13 protein-coding genes are annotated in these 15,750 nt (G+C 71.8%); 2 read left to right on the top strand and 11 right to left on the bottom strand.

Translation table 11 applies throughout. The features are described from left to right. Window positions 1–646: 646 nt before the first annotated feature. The 8 genes from ACWEPL_RS42165 to ACWEPL_RS42130 all read right to left on the bottom strand — a co-directional run bounded on the left by ACWEPL_RS42165 (window position 647) and on the right by ACWEPL_RS42130 (window position 11,571). On the bottom strand, window positions 647–2,269 hold the full coding sequence (locus ACWEPL_RS42165; RefSeq protein ID WP_363980800.1) for a GTP-binding protein: 1,623 nt from the start codon (window positions 2,267–2,269) through the stop codon (window positions 647–649). After that, window positions 2,266–4,836 carry a dynamin family protein gene (locus ACWEPL_RS42160; RefSeq protein ID WP_452439483.1) on the bottom strand — a complete coding sequence of 857 codons (2,571 nt, stop codon included), beginning with the start codon at window positions 4,834–4,836 and terminating at the stop codon, window positions 2,266–2,268. Before ACWEPL_RS42160 ends, ACWEPL_RS42165 begins: the two co-directional genes overlap by 4 nt. 47 nt (window positions 4,837–4,883) lie before the next feature. Beyond that, the gene (gene cobA, locus ACWEPL_RS42155; protein WP_350731616.1) at window positions 4,884–6,116 is read right to left on the bottom strand and encodes a uroporphyrinogen-III C-methyltransferase; all 1,233 of its coding nucleotides are present in this window, start codon (window positions 6,114–6,116) and stop codon (window positions 4,884–4,886) included. An 81-nt stretch (window positions 6,117–6,197) separates the two neighbouring features. Next, entirely contained in the window at window positions 6,198–7,211 is a 1,014-nt protein-coding gene (gene speB / locus ACWEPL_RS42150) for an agmatinase (RefSeq protein WP_363980807.1), read from the bottom strand. Window positions 7,212–7,235: 24 nt separating this feature from the next. Continuing rightward, window positions 7,236–8,306, bottom strand: coding sequence for a nicotinate-nucleotide--dimethylbenzimidazole phosphoribosyltransferase (cobT, locus tag ACWEPL_RS42145; RefSeq protein WP_452439482.1), 1,071 nt, complete (start codon window positions 8,304–8,306; stop codon window positions 7,236–7,238). Window positions 8,307–8,319: 13 nt separating this feature from the next. Then, window positions 8,320–9,165 carry a sirohydrochlorin chelatase gene (locus ACWEPL_RS42140; protein ID WP_355200155.1) on the bottom strand — a complete coding sequence of 282 codons (846 nt, stop codon included), beginning with the start codon at window positions 9,163–9,165 and terminating at the stop codon, window positions 8,320–8,322. 70 nt (window positions 9,166–9,235) lie between these two features. Further along, the gene (gene cbiE, locus ACWEPL_RS42135) at window positions 9,236–10,411 is read right to left on the bottom strand and encodes a precorrin-6y C5,15-methyltransferase (decarboxylating) subunit CbiE (protein ID WP_363980814.1); all 1,176 of its coding nucleotides are present in this window, start codon (window positions 10,409–10,411) and stop codon (window positions 9,236–9,238) included. A gap of 80 nt (window positions 10,412–10,491) precedes the next feature. Then, window positions 10,492–11,571, bottom strand: coding sequence for a GNAT family N-acetyltransferase (locus ACWEPL_RS42130; protein ID WP_363980817.1), 1,080 nt, complete (start codon window positions 11,569–11,571; stop codon window positions 10,492–10,494). A gap of 76 nt (window positions 11,572–11,647) precedes the next feature. On the opposite strand from ACWEPL_RS42130, the gene ACWEPL_RS42125 reads away from it, so the two are divergent. Together ACWEPL_RS42125 and ACWEPL_RS42120 are read left to right on the top strand one after the other, a co-directional pair. Beyond that, window positions 11,648–12,058 (top strand): DUF2795 domain-containing protein, encoded by a 411-nt coding sequence (locus ACWEPL_RS42125; protein WP_452439481.1) that lies wholly within the window; start codon window positions 11,648–11,650, stop codon window positions 12,056–12,058. 3 nt (window positions 12,059–12,061) lie between these two features. Next, window positions 12,062–13,078: a baeRF2 domain-containing protein gene (locus tag ACWEPL_RS42120; protein ID WP_363980823.1), complete on the top strand. Its 1,017-nt coding sequence runs from the start codon at window positions 12,062–12,064 to the stop codon at window positions 13,076–13,078. Here the strand turns inward: ACWEPL_RS42120 and ACWEPL_RS42115 are convergent. From ACWEPL_RS42115 to ACWEPL_RS42105, 3 genes are read right to left on the bottom strand one after another with little or no spacing between them, the layout of a single operon-like run. Next, entirely contained in the window at window positions 13,068–13,640 is a 573-nt protein-coding gene (locus ACWEPL_RS42115; protein WP_452439480.1) for a LutC/YkgG family protein, read from the bottom strand. The genes ACWEPL_RS42120 and ACWEPL_RS42115 overlap by 11 nt on opposite strands. Continuing rightward, window positions 13,627–15,018 (bottom strand): lactate utilization protein B, encoded by a 1,392-nt coding sequence (locus ACWEPL_RS42110; RefSeq protein WP_363980829.1) that lies wholly within the window; start codon window positions 15,016–15,018, stop codon window positions 13,627–13,629. Before ACWEPL_RS42110 ends, ACWEPL_RS42115 begins: the two co-directional genes overlap by 14 nt. After that, the gene (locus ACWEPL_RS42105; protein ID WP_350731631.1) at window positions 15,015–15,746 is read right to left on the bottom strand and encodes a (Fe-S)-binding protein; all 732 of its coding nucleotides are present in this window, start codon (window positions 15,744–15,746) and stop codon (window positions 15,015–15,017) included. The genes ACWEPL_RS42110 and ACWEPL_RS42105 overlap by 4 nt, the downstream gene beginning before the upstream one ends. Window positions 15,747–15,750: the final 4 nt, after the last annotated feature.

Genomic DNA, 15,750 nt, shown 5'->3' with positions numbered 1-15,750 from the left:
TGGCCACAGTGCGCAAGCGCGTCGAGGGCCATGATTCGCCGACGCATCCGGCCGCAGCACGCAAGCCCGAAGGCGGCTGTGGGACGGGGCTTTAAGCGGGCATTGCACGGGGACCCGAACGGCTGCCGCACGCGGACCCGAACGGCCGTGGAACTCGGCCCCGAACGGGCGTAGCACGGAGCCTGGACGGCCATGGGACGCAGGCCCGAACGGGAGTAACGCAGATCCGAACGGGCATAACACGCAAGCCCGAACGGCCGTGGGACTCGGACCCGAACGCGCGTACCACGGAGCCCGAACGGCCATGAGACGCAGGCCCGAACGGGCATAGCACGCAAGCCTGAACGGCTCTAGGACGCGGCCCCAAGCGGGCATAGCACCCAGACTCGAACGGCTGCCGCACGCGACCCCGAACAGCCGTAGGGCGCGGGCCCGAACGGCCATGGGACTCGGGCTTGAACGGGCGTAGCACGCAGGCTTGAACGACCGTGGGACACGACCCCGAATGACTGTGGCACCCGGTCTCGAACGGCCGTGGGACGCGGGTCCGGATGGCCGTGGGACGCGGGTCCGGATGGTCATAGGACGGGAGCGGGGCGGGCCCTGGCCGGCGGAGGTGTGGAAGGTGTGTTGGGGCGGGGGAGGGTCAGGGGGACAGGTCGCGTAGGGCTGTGTAGAAGGCGTGGTGGCGGGTCAGTTCGCGTTCGACCGGCTCCACGACCATCGTGGTCGACACGGCGGCCACGCGACGGCGCATCTCGCGCTCCAGGCGCTCCCGCTCCCGCGAAGCCCCTAGTTCCACGAAGTTTCGGGAGGCGATGCCCGACAGTGCTCCCAGGCCCAGCACCGACGCCATCATCAGCCCCACCCACGGCAGCGTCGCGCTGTCGCCCAGCAGTTCCAGGGCCGGAGGAAGCTGTCCCGGCATCAGCAGGCCCGCGGCCAGCCAGGCCAGGCCGGCGACGAAGGCGACCACCAGGACGTACTGCCACACCTTGAGCGCGCGCCACCACCCGGGTACGCGGTCGAGCTGCGGCGCGATCTCCGTCAGGTCCTCGGTGAGGGCCTGCGGGAGCTGGCTGGAGCGGGAGCGGGCCGCCTGGTGGACCCCGGTGCGCCATACCGGGTGCATCCCCCCGGACAACCCGTCGGCGAGTGCCTGTACGGCGTTGGCGACCTCGGCCGACTGCGCGCTCACCGAGCCGGTCGTGATGCCGCGGATCTCCTCCCCCAGGTCCTGCAGGCGCAGGCTCCTGAGCGGGTCCGAGCGGAACTTCGAGAACCACCGCGGGTACGGCCAGCCCACCCAGTGGCTCGACCGCTCGGCGTAGACGTTCTCCATGGCCTCACCCACGGCCGGTACGCCCACCGCGTCGCACAGCGCGTCCGTGAGCCCCATCCGGCGGGCCTCGTCGACCGAGGACGGCGCCGACAGGGCCTCGCCCAGCGGCATGGCCTTGCTGAGGCGCTGCTCCAGCCGGTGCAGGTCGGCCTCCAGCTTCTGGATGGCGGCGCGCCTGCGGGCCACCGCGGTCGCGATGACGCTCCTGAGGCTCTCGATGCCGCGGCCCGTGACCGCGGAGGTGGGTACGACGCTGGGATGCTCGACGCCCTCGCGGCGCAGCAGGTCGTTGAGGTCGATGACCAGCTCGGCCAGCTCTTCCTTGGTGAGCCTGTCGGCCTGGTTGAGTGCGAACACGGTCACCGCTTCATGCCCGGCCAGCTCCGTCACGTAGCGGCGGTGCGTGGACGCGTCAGCGTACTTCTGCGGGTCGAGCACCCACACCACCAGGTCGGCCAGGCCGATGAGCCGGTCGGCCTCGGTGTCGGTGAGGGCCCTGATCGAGTCGTGGTCGGGCAGGTCGAGCAGGATCAGCCCGTGGAGCTGGCTGTCGCCCTTGTCGAGCGCGCTGGCCCGGGAGAAGCGGTGCCGCCACTGGATCTGCAGCCAGTCGAGCAGCGGGCCCGCGCCCTCCAGCCCCCACACGCACGCGTGCGTACGGGCGGTGGTCGGCCGGCGCACGCCGGTGGGCGACAGCTCCAGCCCCGAGATGGCGTTGAACAGCGACGACTTGCCGCTGCCCGTGCCGCCGGCCAGCGCGACGACGGTGTGCTCGGAGGACAGCTTGAGCCGGTCTCCGGCCTGCGTCAGCAGCGTGTTGGCCTCGGTGAGCAGCTTCTTGTCCAGCCGCCCGGGGCCGTGCTCCACCACCTTGGTGAGCGCGGACAACCGCGGAGCCAGCCCGGGCCTGGTTGCCATGGTGGTCATCGGGCGACCTCGAGGTTGTACGTCGCCTGGTAGAGGCGAGTCGCCACGGACTCGTCCGGAATGCCCGCGGTGTCGAGGGCTTGCACGTAACGCATGGATTCCTCGTCGAACAGCATGCCGATCCTGGCCCGCAAATCGCTGAGCGCCTTGGCCCCGATGCCACGCAGGGACTCCGCGCCGAGCAGCGCGTTGACCAGCCGGTGCGGCACCCCTTCGCCGTTGGTCCCGCTGAACATCGCGACCGTGAAGATCAACGAGAGCGAGTCGGGATCGAACGACACCAGCTTCGACACCGACCGCTTGGCCACGCCGTCGGTGCGTACGAGCTCGCTCAGGTGCTCCTGCCACGACGCGATGGCGCGACCGGCGTGACGTACGAGATTGTCGGAGGGCCTGTCGAGGCCCTCACCGAGCGTGGCGCCCAGCTCGGAACGGTGCCGCCAGCGCGCGACCACCTCCTCGGTGGCGCGGTTGGCGGCGGCGACGATCACGGCCTCGAGCCCGGCCCGGATCGCCGCCTTGAACGCCAGCACCCGTTCCGGCGCGTGCTTGTCCGACCGGCCGCGTTTGCGCACCTGGAGCGAGCGCACGAGGTCGCCGGAGCCCGCGAAGTCCTGCCAGCGGGCCAGCACCTCACCGTGCAGCAGCGAGCCGTTCTTCGACGCCTTGTCGACCTCGCCGAGTGCGCCCCGGAAGGCCGCCTCCACGTCGCTGCGCAGCTCCGTCCTGAACGCGACCTGCCCCTCCAGGTGCCTGGCCAGCGCGGGTACGCGGGTGCGGAAGCTGTTGAGCACGCCGTTGAGCGTCTCGCGCACGGCCTGGGCCCTGCGCTCCTCGTCGACCGACAGCTCGGCCAGCCAGAGCCGCAGGTCGGTGACCTCGCTGTCGGGCAGCCGGCCGTCGGTGACCTTCGCCTCGTTGATGACGAACCTGTCGATCTCGCCCAGGCCGTATTCGGTGAGCATCCGTACGAAATGCTTCAGAACCACCTCAGTCGACCGGGGCTGCACCCGCGACAGCACGATCGCGAGCCGGGCGCCGCGCTCCTTGGCCAGCTTCAGCAGGTTCCAGGCGGGGGCGTCGGCGTAGCGGGCCGCTGTGGTCACGAAGATCCACAGGTCGGCGGCGTCGAGCATGCGGTGGGCGACCTCGTGGTGCTCCTCGACGACCGAGTCGATGTCGGGGGTGTCGAGCAGCGCGACGCCCTGCGGGAGCTTCTCCGTCGCGACGACGACCATGCTCCGCGCCCCGGCTTCCGGGGCGGGCTTGTCGAGCCGCTGGAGGCTGGCGAGCAGCTCCCCCTCCGCGAACCACTTCCGGTCCTCCGGGTGGCAGACCAGCACGGGGGTGCCGGTGGTCGGGCGGCGTACGCCGGTGCGCGAGACGTTCTTCTCGGCCAGCGTGTTGACCAGGGTGGACTTGCCCGCGCCGGTGGAGCCCGCGACCACGATCAGGGCCGGGGCGGCGCTGGTCCTGACCCGGGGGAGCACGTAGCCCTCCAGCTGGGCCAGCAGCTCGGCCTGCGTCTGCCTGGCCTCGTCCGCGCCGGGCAGGTCGAGGCCGAAGCGCAGGTCCGCGACGCTCTCCCGGAGCGTGCCGAGCGCCGCCGTGAGCGCCTTGGCGGCCTCGGCGGGCAGCGCCTCGCCGCGGCCCGACTTCTCCCCGGTCGCCGCGCCGCCTCCGGGCTTCTCGCCCTTCGCCGGCTCCTGGCTCCCCTGTGACTCCTGGCCATCCTGCGGCGCCTGGCCATCTTGCGACTCCGCGCCGTCACGGGGCTCGTCGCCGTCCTGCGGCTCTTCGCGATCACGAAGCTCATCGCCATCGCGGGGCTGCCGCTCGGCCTCCGGCTCGTCGCCATCCGCCGGCTCGGGCTGCGGCAGCTCGTCGCCATCCGCCCCGTCGGCCTGAGAATGCTCGCCGGCCTGAGAAGGCTCGCTGGCCCGAGAAGGCTCATCGATCGCCGGCTCGGCCTGCGACTCCTCACCGGCCGCCTGCGCGCCCTGAGGCTCCCCGGAGGCCGGCTCCCCGTCCTGAGGCTCCCCCGAGGCCGACTTCACGTCCTGGGGTTGCCCGGAGGCCGTCTCCACGCCGTGAGGCTGCTCATCGCCCGGCTCGGCGTCCTGAGGCTCGTCGTCCTCCGTCGCCACGTCGTCCTGAGTCTGCTCCTCGAGTGACGCCGGCCCGTCCAGCGACGACGGCTCGGGCTCCTCGTCGGACGAGTCCTCCGTGGCGAAGGCCGCGAAGGAGGGCTCGCCGTCAGACGGGGGTACGGGCGGCGCCTTGCGAGGCCCTGGACCGCCGAGCGCGGCGGGCTTCACGAAGAGGGAAGGCCGCTCCACGGGATCGCCGGCCTCCTCAGGCACGTCGTCGTCAGCCGTAACCGCCTCGGCGGGCTCCTCCGGCGCCGGTGGCCCCGTGGAAGCCGCGGCGGCCTCCCGCTCCCCCGGAGCCGATGGCTCGGGAGCCGCGGGCTTCTTCCGCGCCTTCTTCTTCGTGCCGAAGGCATCGAAGGCGTCGTCGCCCTGGACCTCTGTCAGGTCCTCGTCACCCACCGGGCGAAAGCTCAACGTCTGCTCTCCCGGTGACTCCTGCCGCCCATCATCCATGGCCGTGTTCACGGCAAGCGCTCCGCTCGAACCATCTCGACCTCCTGGCCGACCCTCACGACGTCGCCGACGATGACGATCGCCGGCGGCCGGATCCCAGCCGCGGACACGCGGTCGGCCACGGTGGAAAGGGAAGCGGTGACCGCCCGCTGGGTCGGAAGGGTACCGTCCTGTACCACCATTGCGGGAGTCTCCGGGGGACGTCCGTCTCGGATGAGCGCTTCTGCCACCTTCGCCAGCCGCTCGACGGCCATCATCAGCACCAGCGTGCCCTGGGAACGGGCCAGGGCGGGCCAGTCGACGGTGGACTTGGGGTCGTCGGGTGCGACGTGCACGGAGATCACGTGGAACTCCTGGCTGACGCCCCGATGCGTCACCGGCACCCCGGCTGAGCCGGGCACCGCCACGGCGCTGGTGATGCCGGGGACCACCAGCACGGGGATGCCGGACCGGGCGCAGGCGATCATCTCCTCGCCGCCGCGCCCGAACACGAACGGGTCGCCGCCCTTGAGCCGGACCACGAACTTGCCCTGTCTGGCTCGATCCACGAGCAGCTCGTTGATGGTCTCCTGGGAGAGCGAGCGGCCGTAGGGGACCTTGGCGGCGTCGATCAGCTCGACGTCGGGGGCCAGCTCGTCGAGCAGGGCCCGGGGCGCGAGCCGGTCGGCGACCACCACGTCGGCCTGCGCGAGGAGCTGCCGCCCCCGCACGGTGATGAGGCCGGGATCGCCGGGGCCGCCGCCGACGAGCGCCACGCCGACCGGTTTGGTGCGGTTGCGCCGGGCGTCGACCGTGCCGTCGCGCAGAGCTTCCACGACCGCGTCTCTGATGCCGGCGGCCCTGCGCGGGTCACCGCCCGCGGTGACGGCGACGTTGATCTCGTCGACGCGCCCGGTGGCGGGCGTCCAGGCGGCCGAGGCGTCCTTGTCGTCGGCCCGCACGCACCACACGCGTTTGGCCTCCGCCTCGGCGGCGATCGCCGTGTTGACGGATCTGTCGTCGGTGCAGGCCTGTACGAGCCAGGCACCGTCGCAGTCGCCGACCTCGTACGGCCGGTCGTGCCAGGTGACCCTGCCGGCGGCGATCAGGTCGTCGAGCGCCGGCGTCACACTCGGCGACACGATCGTGACCTCCGCACCGGCCTCTAGCAGCGCGGGAACCCGCCGCTGTGCGACGCGCCCGCCGCCCACGACGAGGACCCGGCGGCCGGAAAGCCGCAGGCCGAGGAGGTAGGGGCCCATGGGGGGAATCTCCCGTTCGCGATGGTTCTGTGTTAGGACGTAAACCTACCGGCTCCGGAAGCGTCATTTGCTGCGCACTGGTCAACGACCGTCGAGAAGGGGCTGCCGCGGGTCCCAGCGAGGCCCGCCCTGAGCGTCCTTCCGGCGTCTGGCCATCGCTGAAAGCGCTTCAAGGATAACCCGGTTTCCCAGGTAGGCGGTGATGTCCGCGTGGTCGTACGGCGGCGCCACCTCGACCACCTCCATTCCGGCCACGGGCAGTTCGTAACAGATGCGGCGAACGGCATCGAGCAACTGCCTGGCGGTCAGTCCCCCGGGCTCGGGCGTGCCGGTGCCGGGAGCGTGGCCGGGGTCGCAGACGTCGATGTCGACGGACAGGAAGATCTGGTCGCATTCGTCGAGCGCGATCGCGAACGACTCCGTCAGGCACTCTTCCAGCCCACGGGCCACGATCTCCGTCATCTCGTACGAACGCATGTTCTGAGCGGCCATCCAGCTCAGCGTCTCCGGCTCGGGCCAGTAGCCGCGCAGCCCGATCTGCAGGAACCTGTCACCCCGGATGGCCTCAGACTCGATGAGCCGCCGCATCGGCTGGCCGTGCCCGTAGAGGTGGCCGAACTCGATGTTCCCGGTGTCGGCGTGCGCGTCGAAGTGGATCATCGACGTACGGCCGGGCGCGTACGCCCTCGCGGTGCCGCGGGCGTCCGGCAGCGCCACCGTGTGGTCGCCTCCGAGCACCAGCGGGATCGCCCCGGAGGCGGCCACGCGGTGCACCGCCTCCTCGATCGCGGCCAGCGAGCCCTCGACGTCGCCCGAGTAGCACTCGACGTCACCGGCGTCCAGCACCCGCAGGTCGCGCAGGGCGTCCACGCGCAGCGCCAGGCTGGGCCTGGAGCCGTCGTGCGGCAGGTAGCAGGCCTGGCGCAGCGCCATCGGGCCGAACCTGGCGCCGGGGCGGTTGCTGGTGCCCCCGTCGAAGGGGGCGCCGACGATCACCACGTCGGCGTCCTCGTAGGAGGCCGGATCGTTGACGTCGCACCGGTCCACGCCCAGGAACGTGATGTCAGGGCCGTACATGGGGCCGTAACGGGACACCGCTCACCTCCAGTCCCTCCATCATCACACGGTCTTTTCGGTCACTCCCGCCGAATCGAACGTCGCCACGTCGTGCATCACCCGTACGGCCGCGCAGACCACCGGATACGCCAGCAGGCCGCCCGTGCCCTCCCCCAGCCGCAGTTCCAGGTCCACCAGCGGGCGGAGCCCGAGGTGGGCGAGCGCGGCGGTGTGGCCGGGCTCGGCCGAGCGGTGGCCGGCGATGCAGTGGTCGAGCGCGGCGGGGTCCAGCACGGCGGCCACGAGGGCGGCGGCACCGGCGATCACGCCGTCGAGGATCACCGGCACGCGGGCGGCGGCGCCGCCCAGGATGAAGCCCACGATGGCCGCGTGCTCGAACCCGCCGACCGCCGCCAGGGCACGCAGGGCGTCGCTGGGCGTGGCCAGGGCCCCCGACAGGCCGTTCGTGCGCAGGGCCTCGCGGACGATGCCCACCTTGCGGTCGAACGTCTCGTCGTCGATCCCGGTGCCCCTGCCGGTCACCTCGGCCGGGTCACGGCCGGCGAAGACGGCGATCAGGGCGGCGGAGGCGGTGGTGTTCGCGATGCCCATGTCGCCGGTGATCAGGCACCGGGCTCCCGACGCCACCAGGTCGCGGGCCACGCCGATCCCCGCCTCCAGCGCCCTCACCGCCTGGTCGACGCTCATCGCGGGGCCCTCGGACAGGTCGGCGGTGCCGTACGCGATCTTGTGGTTGACCAGGTTGGGCGCGCCGGGCAGGTCGGCGGCGACGCCCACGTCCACGACCGTCACGGACACGCCTGCCTGGGCGGCGAAGGCGTTGGCGACCGCGCCGCCGGACAGGAAGTTGGCCACCATCTGCACCGTGACCTCCTGCGGCCACGGGGTGACGCCACGCGCGTGCACGCCGTGGTCGGCGGCGAAGATGGCCAGCGCCGCGGGCTCGGGCATGGGCGGCGGGGTGGCGCCCGCGGCGCCCGCGAGGCGTACCGCGATCTCCTCGAGCGCGCCCAGCGAGCCGCGGGGCTTGGTGAGGCGGTCCTGGTACGCGCGGGCCTCGGCGATGGCTCGAGGATCCGCGGGACGGATCGCGGCGAGCGTCTCAGCGAGCACGGCAAACCTCCACTTACGGGACGAGTTGGAGCGCTTCCTCATATCGGTCGATCACGACGTCGGCCAGGGTCTCACAGTCGCCGATCACCTCGGCGCACCGGATGTCGAGATCGGGGTGTCCCGCGCCGTACGCCAGCGCCTGGGCCCACACGCGCTCCAGCATGCCGCCCGCGAACAGCAGGTACGGCACCACGATCACGCGCTTGGCCCCGAGACGGCGGCAGCGCTCGAGCCCGCCGGGCACCCCGGGCGGGGTGACCGACACGAACGCGGTCTCGACGGTCATGAAGTCGTAGGCGTACGTCTCCCAGAACAGCCGGGAGACCCGGTGGATCTCGGCGTTGGCGGTCGCGTCCGTCGAGCCCTCGCCGACCAGCACGACCGCCGTCTCGCCGGGCTCGATGTGCACGGGGTGGTCCTCGACGGGCAGGGAGTCGACCGCGCGGAGCCGGGGCCTGGCTCCCACGAGCTCCAGGGCACGCGGCTTGGAGATCTCGGCGGCGGCCTCGTTCAGCCGCTCGGCCAGCAGCCCCAGCACGCGCGGGTCGGGGCCGAGGGGACGGCCGTAGTCGTACATGAGCGTCGGATGCCGCTTCTGCTCCAGCTCCATCGCGGCCGGGAACTCCTCGCTCATCCTGCTGAGGCTCATCGGCAGCGCCACGAGCCGGTGGTGCCCCTTGGCGACGAGGGAGGCGACGGAGTCGCTCAGCCGCGGAGAGGCACGTTCCAGGTAGCCACCGGACACGTCGGCGCCCGTCTGGTCCAGCCGGCAACGCAGCCGGTGTACGAACCTGCCGAACTCCGCGGCGTAGGCGTCATCTTGTGAGCCCTGCCCTATCAGCAGGAGCGGCGGCTTCATTATGAGGGAATCTCCGGTGCGTTAGACAAAGACAGGCGAGGATAACCGATGCGCCCCGGTAGGGAACAGGTCACGCTGTGTGCGCGGGGGTCGCATGCACGACGAACACGGGGTCGGAGGCGGTCAGACGGTGGGAGCCGTCGGGGTCGAGCGTCAGTCTAGATGCCAGGATCTGGGTGCCCTCGCCACGGTAGCCGTGCTCGCGCAGCCGTTGGAGCACGGCCGTGACCTGCTCGACCTTCCTGAGCGAGCACACCAGCGTCCGCGGGCCGCGGGCGGCGCAGGCCACCACGACGTCGGGGCCGCCGCCGCCCACGTAGACGGCGTCGGGGTCGGGCAGCGGCTCCAGCGCCGGCGGCGCCTGGCCCCTGGTCAGAGCCACTTTGACGCCGTGCTTGAGCACGTTGGCGCGCAGCCGGGCGCAGGACTCCTCCGCGCGCTCCACGGCGACGACGGCGGCGCCCATCCGCGCGCACTCGACGGCGATCTCGCCCTCGCCCGCGCCCACGTCCCAGACCAGGTCGCCGAGCCGCGGGCCCAGCTTGGCCAGGATGAACGCCCGCACCTCCGGCGGCAGCGCCCCCTCGAACGGCAGCGCCCACTCGGCCGGGCCCGGCTGCGCGCCCGCCAGCCAGCCCGGCTCCTTGGGCTGGTGCAGCGGGTCGATGACGAGGACCACGTCGGGGTCCTTCCACGGCCTGGTGGTGGCCTCGCCCATGCGGCTGTGCGTGACCCGCTCGTCCGGACCGCCGAGATCCTCGCAGACGATCAGCGCGCGGGGCGTGGTCGGCGCCAGCTCCCTGGCGATCTCGCCGGGGCCGACGCCGGGCGCGACCAGCAGCGCCACCTTGGGATGGGCCCGGCAGGCGTTCACGACCCGGTCGATCTGGCCCGGGCCGGACGGGGCCACGACCAGCGCGTCCTCCCAGTTGAGCCCGGCACGGGCGAAGGCGCGGGTGACCAGCGAGATCGCCGGCACCACCTCCGGTTTGAGGCCATGGGCCCGCAACGTGCGGACGACACCGAAGAATCCGGGATCGCCCTCGGCGACCACGACCGCGGGACCTTCTCCGTGTTCGAGGTGATCGTCCAGAACGTCGAGCAGCGCGTCGTCGGCCGCGGTCGGCGCGGAGAGCCTGAGCTGCCCGAGCACGGCGTCGGGGCCCACGACGAGCTTCGCCTCGCGCAGCTTGTCCACCGCCTTGGCCGAGAACTCGTGCCCGTCCCACCCGACCACCGTGATCATCACGCCTCACCGTCCTCACCTCAAGGGTGACGGCTGCGATCGGGTTTCACAAAGGGTACGAAGGTCAGTCCGGTGTGCCCTCAGGCCAGGTCGGACGGGATGAGGCTGTAGACGATCACGTCCTGGCCGCCCAGCGAGGACCTGGCGACACCCTCGCGGACGAAGCCCGCCTTCTCCGCCACCCGCTGGGAGGCCGTGTTCGTCACGAGGGCGCGCAGCTGCAGCCTTCTGAAGCCCTGGCGCTCGAACAGCCAGCGCGCGATCGCCACCACGGCCTCGCCCGCGTACCCGTTGCCGCGGGCCCACGGCGCGGTCATGTAGCCGATCTCGGCCGACCTGTGGGCCCAGTCGACGTCCCTCAGGTCCACGTTCACGGCGAACCGCTCGGTGTCCCGCTCCACGACCGTCCAGGTGATGCCCGCGCCCCTCATCCGTATGCGTTCGGCCGTGCCGACGGACGCCCGCGCGTGCTCCTGCGTGTAGTCGCGCGGATAGCCCGTCATGGCCTGGGTGACCGGGTCGGCGACGGTGGCCGCCAGGTCGGGGGCGTCCTCGGCGGCCGGCTGGCGCAGCAGCAGCCGCTGGGTACGCAGCTCCGTCCTGGGCAGGGCGTCGGCCTGCCGGCGGCGGTCGTAGGCCAGCAGGCCGAAGATGACCAGGTCGTGCGGCCCGTCCTCGTCCAGCACCGCGTCGCGCAGCAGACCCTCCCAGGTGAAGCCGGATTTCAGTGCCACGCGGAGCGAGGCGAGGTTGTCCAGCTTGGCGGTCAGGTCGACCCGGCGCAGCCCGACGGTCCCGAACGCCCAGGTCACCAGCCCGCGCACGGCCTCGGTGGCGAAGCCGCGGCCCCGGTAGAGGGGGTGGACGCCGTACCCGACCTCGGTCGTCCCCGCCGTCCACGAGGTCTTGAACAGGCTGATCGCGCCCACGATGACGCCCTCGGCGTCGACCATGGCCAGATGCAGGCCCTGCCCCGAGCGGCGCAGCTCGTGGACCCCGATCGACAGCCACCGGGGGATGCCGGAGGTCTTCTCGGGGGCTCCGGGCGGAAGGAACCGGGCGCCGGACCGCACGATGGAGCGGATCCTGGCGGAGTCCTTGAGGCTGAACGGCCGCAGTGTCAGCCGTTCCGTGGCGATGCTCACGTCAGCGTCGAACACGTCGGCAGGGTACACACTCGCGATGTTTGCCCCTGAAAGCGGGGGTAGGGGCGCAATTGAGAGGAGTGCGGTGGCTATGGAGCAACGTGGGAGCGACAAGCACGGTCCTCGGCTGGACGACCAGCAGAAGCACGAGACCGAGGGCATGGTACGCGGCGGCGGATCGACGCACGCCGAGGAGTGGAAGGAGCCCGAGCCCATGCCGGCGCCCGGCGAGGAGTCGGCGAAGCCGTACCCGCCGGGACACGAGCCCGGAACCCCGTCCGGCATCACGCAGCGGGGCGCCGACATCCGCAGCGACCTCGCGAAATGGTTGAGCGACGCGCACTGGCCCGCGAACCCCGACGATCTGGTGCGACACGCCGACAGCGCGGGCGCGCCGGACCCGGTGGTGGACATGGTGCGATCCCTCCCCGACCGCCGATATCGCAACGTGGGCGACGTGGCCAAGGCGCTCGGACTCGGCGTGGAGAAGCGGAGGTGGTGAACGGTGCGGCTCGACTTCATCCGCCCGCTGTACGAGCGGCAGGGCCCGTACGCGTCCGTCTACCTGGGCGCGTACACCGGGCAGGAACGTGAGGCCCGCTGGCGCGGCGTGCGGGACTCGCTCGAGAAGGACGGGGCCGACAAGGCCACCCTGGAGGCCCTCGACGAGGAGGCCCAGCGGCCGGTGGCCGGGCGGGCGATGTTCGCCGCCCGCGGCGAGGTGGTGCTGGCCGACTCGCTCCCGAAGCCACCGGGAGAACTGGGCCGGTGGTCCCCGCTGCCGCACGTCACGCCCATGCTCATGTACCGCGGCGAGAACGTCCCGCACATCCGGGTCATCGTGGACCACGCGGGGGCCGAGCTGACGGTGTTCGGCGGCGGGTCGCCCCGCAGGGCCGTCGTGGAGGCGGAGGACTGGCCGCTGCAGAAGACCGCGCAGGGCGGCTGGTCGCAGAAACGGTACGAGCGGGCGGTCGACGAGACCTGGGAGAAGAACGCCGTCGCCGTCGCGCACGAGATCGACGAGCAGGTACGCCGCATCGGCCCGGAGCTCATCCTGGTCGCCGGCGAGCCGAAGTCGCGCTCGTACCTGCTGCACCACCTCAACACCAAGTCCGCGGACCGGGTGATGATGGTCGAGCACGGCAGCCGCGCCGACCACGGGCAGTTCGAGGAGGACGTGGAGCGGGCGCTCGACCAGTGGCTCGACCGCAAGCGCGCCGAGCTGCTGGAGCGGCACCAGGAGACGTCCGGGCCCACCGGCGTGGCCCGCGTGGCGCACGCGCTGCGTGAGGGCCGTGTACAGGCGATCCTCCTGCCCGGCGAGCTGCCGCGGGAGATCTGGATCGGCGAGGGCGGCACCCAGCTGGCCACCGATCCGCAGGAGCTGCGGCACTGGGGCGTCGCCGAGCCCGTCAAGGAGCGCGCGGACTCCGCCCTGGCCAGGGCCGCCGCGATGACGGACGCGGAGCTGTGGTTCTGCGACGGCGTCTCCGACGTGGCGGCCGTGCTCAGGTACTGATGATCACCTCGAGGGTCCTGGGGCCGTGCACGCCCTCGACCCGGTTGAGCTCGATGTCGCTGGTGGCCGAGGGGCCGCTGATCCAGGTCAGCGGGCGCGCCGGGTCGAGCCTGGCGATCGCCTCGGGCACCCCGGCCACGATCTGGTCGGCCCGCACCACGCACAGGTGGTAGTCGGGGACCAGCGTCTGGGCGCGCGTGCCCTGGCCGGGGCCGTGGTCGAGCACGATCGTGCCGGTCTCGGCGATGGCCACGGCGCAGGACGTGATCACGCCGTCGGCCGTGTCGAGGTCGGCCCAGCCGCCTTCCCGGTCGAAGCCGTCGGGGACGATCATGCGGCGTCCCGCGACGGCTTCGTCGATCTTGGCGGGCACCTCGGCGGCGGGGAGCACGTGCACGATGGCCCGGTAGTCGTCCACCCGCTCGGCGAACAGCCCCACGATGTCCTCCACCTGCGGGTCCTCGACCTGCGGCTCCGTGCGGTAGTGGCGGGGGATCTCGACGTCCGCCGCCCCGGCCACGGCCTTGCCGATCCTGGCGAGGATCTCCTCACGCGCGCTCATTCCGCTCCCACCAGTCTCTGAAGGATTCTTCCGGAATCTCGGGTATGTCCCTGGTGTCCGTCCAGGCCGCCATCGGCCCCGGCAGGCGCTTCGGTACGAGCCCGCGCAGGCGGGACGCCGCCCTTTGCGCCTTGGCCAGGCGTTCGTGGTCGTTGAGGATCCAGCCCGCGACCTTCATCCCGGCCCGCTCGGCCGCCGCGTGCGGGGCCTTGGCGCGCAGGTCGACCAGGACCTCGGGGATGTCGATGGCGACCGGGCAGACCTCGTAGCAGGCGCCGCACAGGCTGGAGGCGTACGGCAGGGAGGCGTCCAGGTCCGAGGACATGCCGCGCAGTTGCGGGGTGAGGATCGCGCCGATCGGGCCCGGGTAGACCGAGCCGTACGCGTGGCCGCCCGCGCGCTCGTACACCGGGCACACGTTCAGGCAGGCCGAGCAGCGGATGCAGCGCAGCGCCTGGCGGCCCACCTCGTCGGCGAGCACATCCGTGCGGCCGTTGTCCAGCAGCACCAGGTGGAAGTCCTGGCCCTCGACGGCGCCCGTCCACATGCTCGTGTAGGGATTCATCCGCTCGCCTGTGGAGCTTCTCGGCAGGAGCTGGAGGAACACCTCCAGATCCCGCCAGGAGGGCAGGAGCTTCTCGATCCCGACGACGCTGATGAGCGTCTCCGGGAGCGTCAGGCACATCCGGCCGTTGCCCTCCGACTCCAGCACCACGAGCGTGCCGGTCTCGGCGATCATGAAGTTGGCGCCGGAGATCGCGACCTTGCTCTTGAGGAAGCGTTCGCGCAGGTGGAGCCGGGCCGCCTCGGCCAGCGCGGGCGGGTCGTCGGTCAGGTTCGGCGGGACCTTGGGCATCTTCTCCAGGAAGATCTCGCGGATCTCCGACCGGTTGCGGTGGATGGCCGGGACCAGGATGTGGCTGGGGAAGTCGTCGCCGAGCTGGACGATCAGCTCGGCCAGGTCCGTCTCGTACGCGGTGATGCCCTGCGCGGCCAGTGCCTGGTTGAGCTCGATCTCCTGGGTGGCCATCGACTTGACCTTGACCACCTCGGTCTCGCCGGTGGCCTTGACCAGGCCCGCGACGATGGCGTTGGCCTCGGCGGCGTCCCTGGCCCAGTGGACGGTGCCGCCCGCCCGGGTCACGGCCGCCTCCAGCTGGACCAGGTAGCGGTCGAGGTTGCGCAGGGTGTGGTCCTTGATCGCCTTGCCGGCCGCGCGGAGCTCCTGCCAGTCCGGGAGCTCGCCGACGACGTTCGCACGCTTGCCGCGGATCGTGTGCGTGGCTTTGCGAAGGTTGTAGCGGAGCTGCGAGTCCTGTACGGCTTTAGCCGCATTTTTCGGGAAATTGCCGGGCATTCCGAGGAAAGTCGCGCTCACTGGTGCTCCTCCGTCGATGCGAGGATCTCGGCCAGGTGCATCGTCCTGACGCCGGTCTTCTGGCGGCTCAGCGTGCCGCCGATGTGCATCAGGCACGAGTTGTCCGCCGCGCAGAGCACCTCGGCGCCCGTGTCCAGGATGTTGCGGGTCTTGTCGGCGCCCATGGCCGCGGAGACGGCCGGGTTCTTGACCGCGAACGTGCCGCCGAAGCCGCAGCACTCCTCGGCTCCCGGCAGCGGGACCAGCTCCAGGCCGCGGACGTTCCGCAGCAGCCTGGTGGGCCGGTCGCCCAGGTGGAGGCCGCGGAGCGAGTGGCATGTCGGGTGATATGTCACCCGGTGCGGGAAATATGCGCCTACGTCGTCGACCTTCAGGACGTCCAGCAGGAACTCGGACAGCTCGTACACCTTCGGCGCCACCTCCGCGATGGCCGCCGCCCCCTTGCTGCCCGGCCTGGCCAGCTTCGGGTACTGCTCGCGCACCATGGCCGCGCACGACCCCGACGGCGCCACCACGGCGTCGTACCCGGCGAACACCTCGGTGAAGTGGCGGGCCAGCCGCACGCCCTCCTCGCGGTAGCCGGTGTTGACGTGCATCTGGCCGCAGCACGTCTGGGCGGCGGGGAAGTCCACGTCGCACCCGAGCCTGCGCAGGAGCGACACGACGGCCTTGCCGGTGCCGGGGAAGAGCGTGTCGTTCACGCACGTGATGAACAGGGCGATTCGCACGGCT

The organism is Nonomuraea sp. NPDC004186, from assembly GCF_053603495.1.
This window is presented reverse-complemented; position numbering and strand designations above follow the sequence as displayed.

Excerpts from the sequence above, each read along its gene's own strand:
- ACWEPL_RS42165 (WP_363980800.1), bottom strand. The coding sequence starts at position 2,269 with ATGACCACCATGGCAACCAGGCCCGGGCTGGCTCCGCGGTTGTCCGCG.
- cobA (WP_350731616.1), bottom strand. The coding sequence starts at position 6,116 with ATGGGCCCCTACCTCCTCGGCCTGCGGCTTTCCGGCCGCCGGGTCCTC.
- ACWEPL_RS42140 (WP_355200155.1), bottom strand. The coding sequence starts at position 9,165 with ATGAAGCCGCCGCTCCTGCTGATAGGGCAGGGCTCACAAGATGACGCC.
- cbiE (WP_363980814.1), bottom strand. The coding sequence starts at position 10,411 with ATGATCACGGTGGTCGGGTGGGACGGGCACGAGTTCTCGGCCAAGGCG.
- ACWEPL_RS42125 (WP_452439481.1), top strand. The coding sequence starts at position 11,648 with ATGGAGCAACGTGGGAGCGACAAGCACGGTCCTCGGCTGGACGACCAG.
- ACWEPL_RS42115 (WP_452439480.1), bottom strand. The coding sequence starts at position 13,640 with ATGAGCGCGCGTGAGGAGATCCTCGCCAGGATCGGCAAGGCCGTGGCC.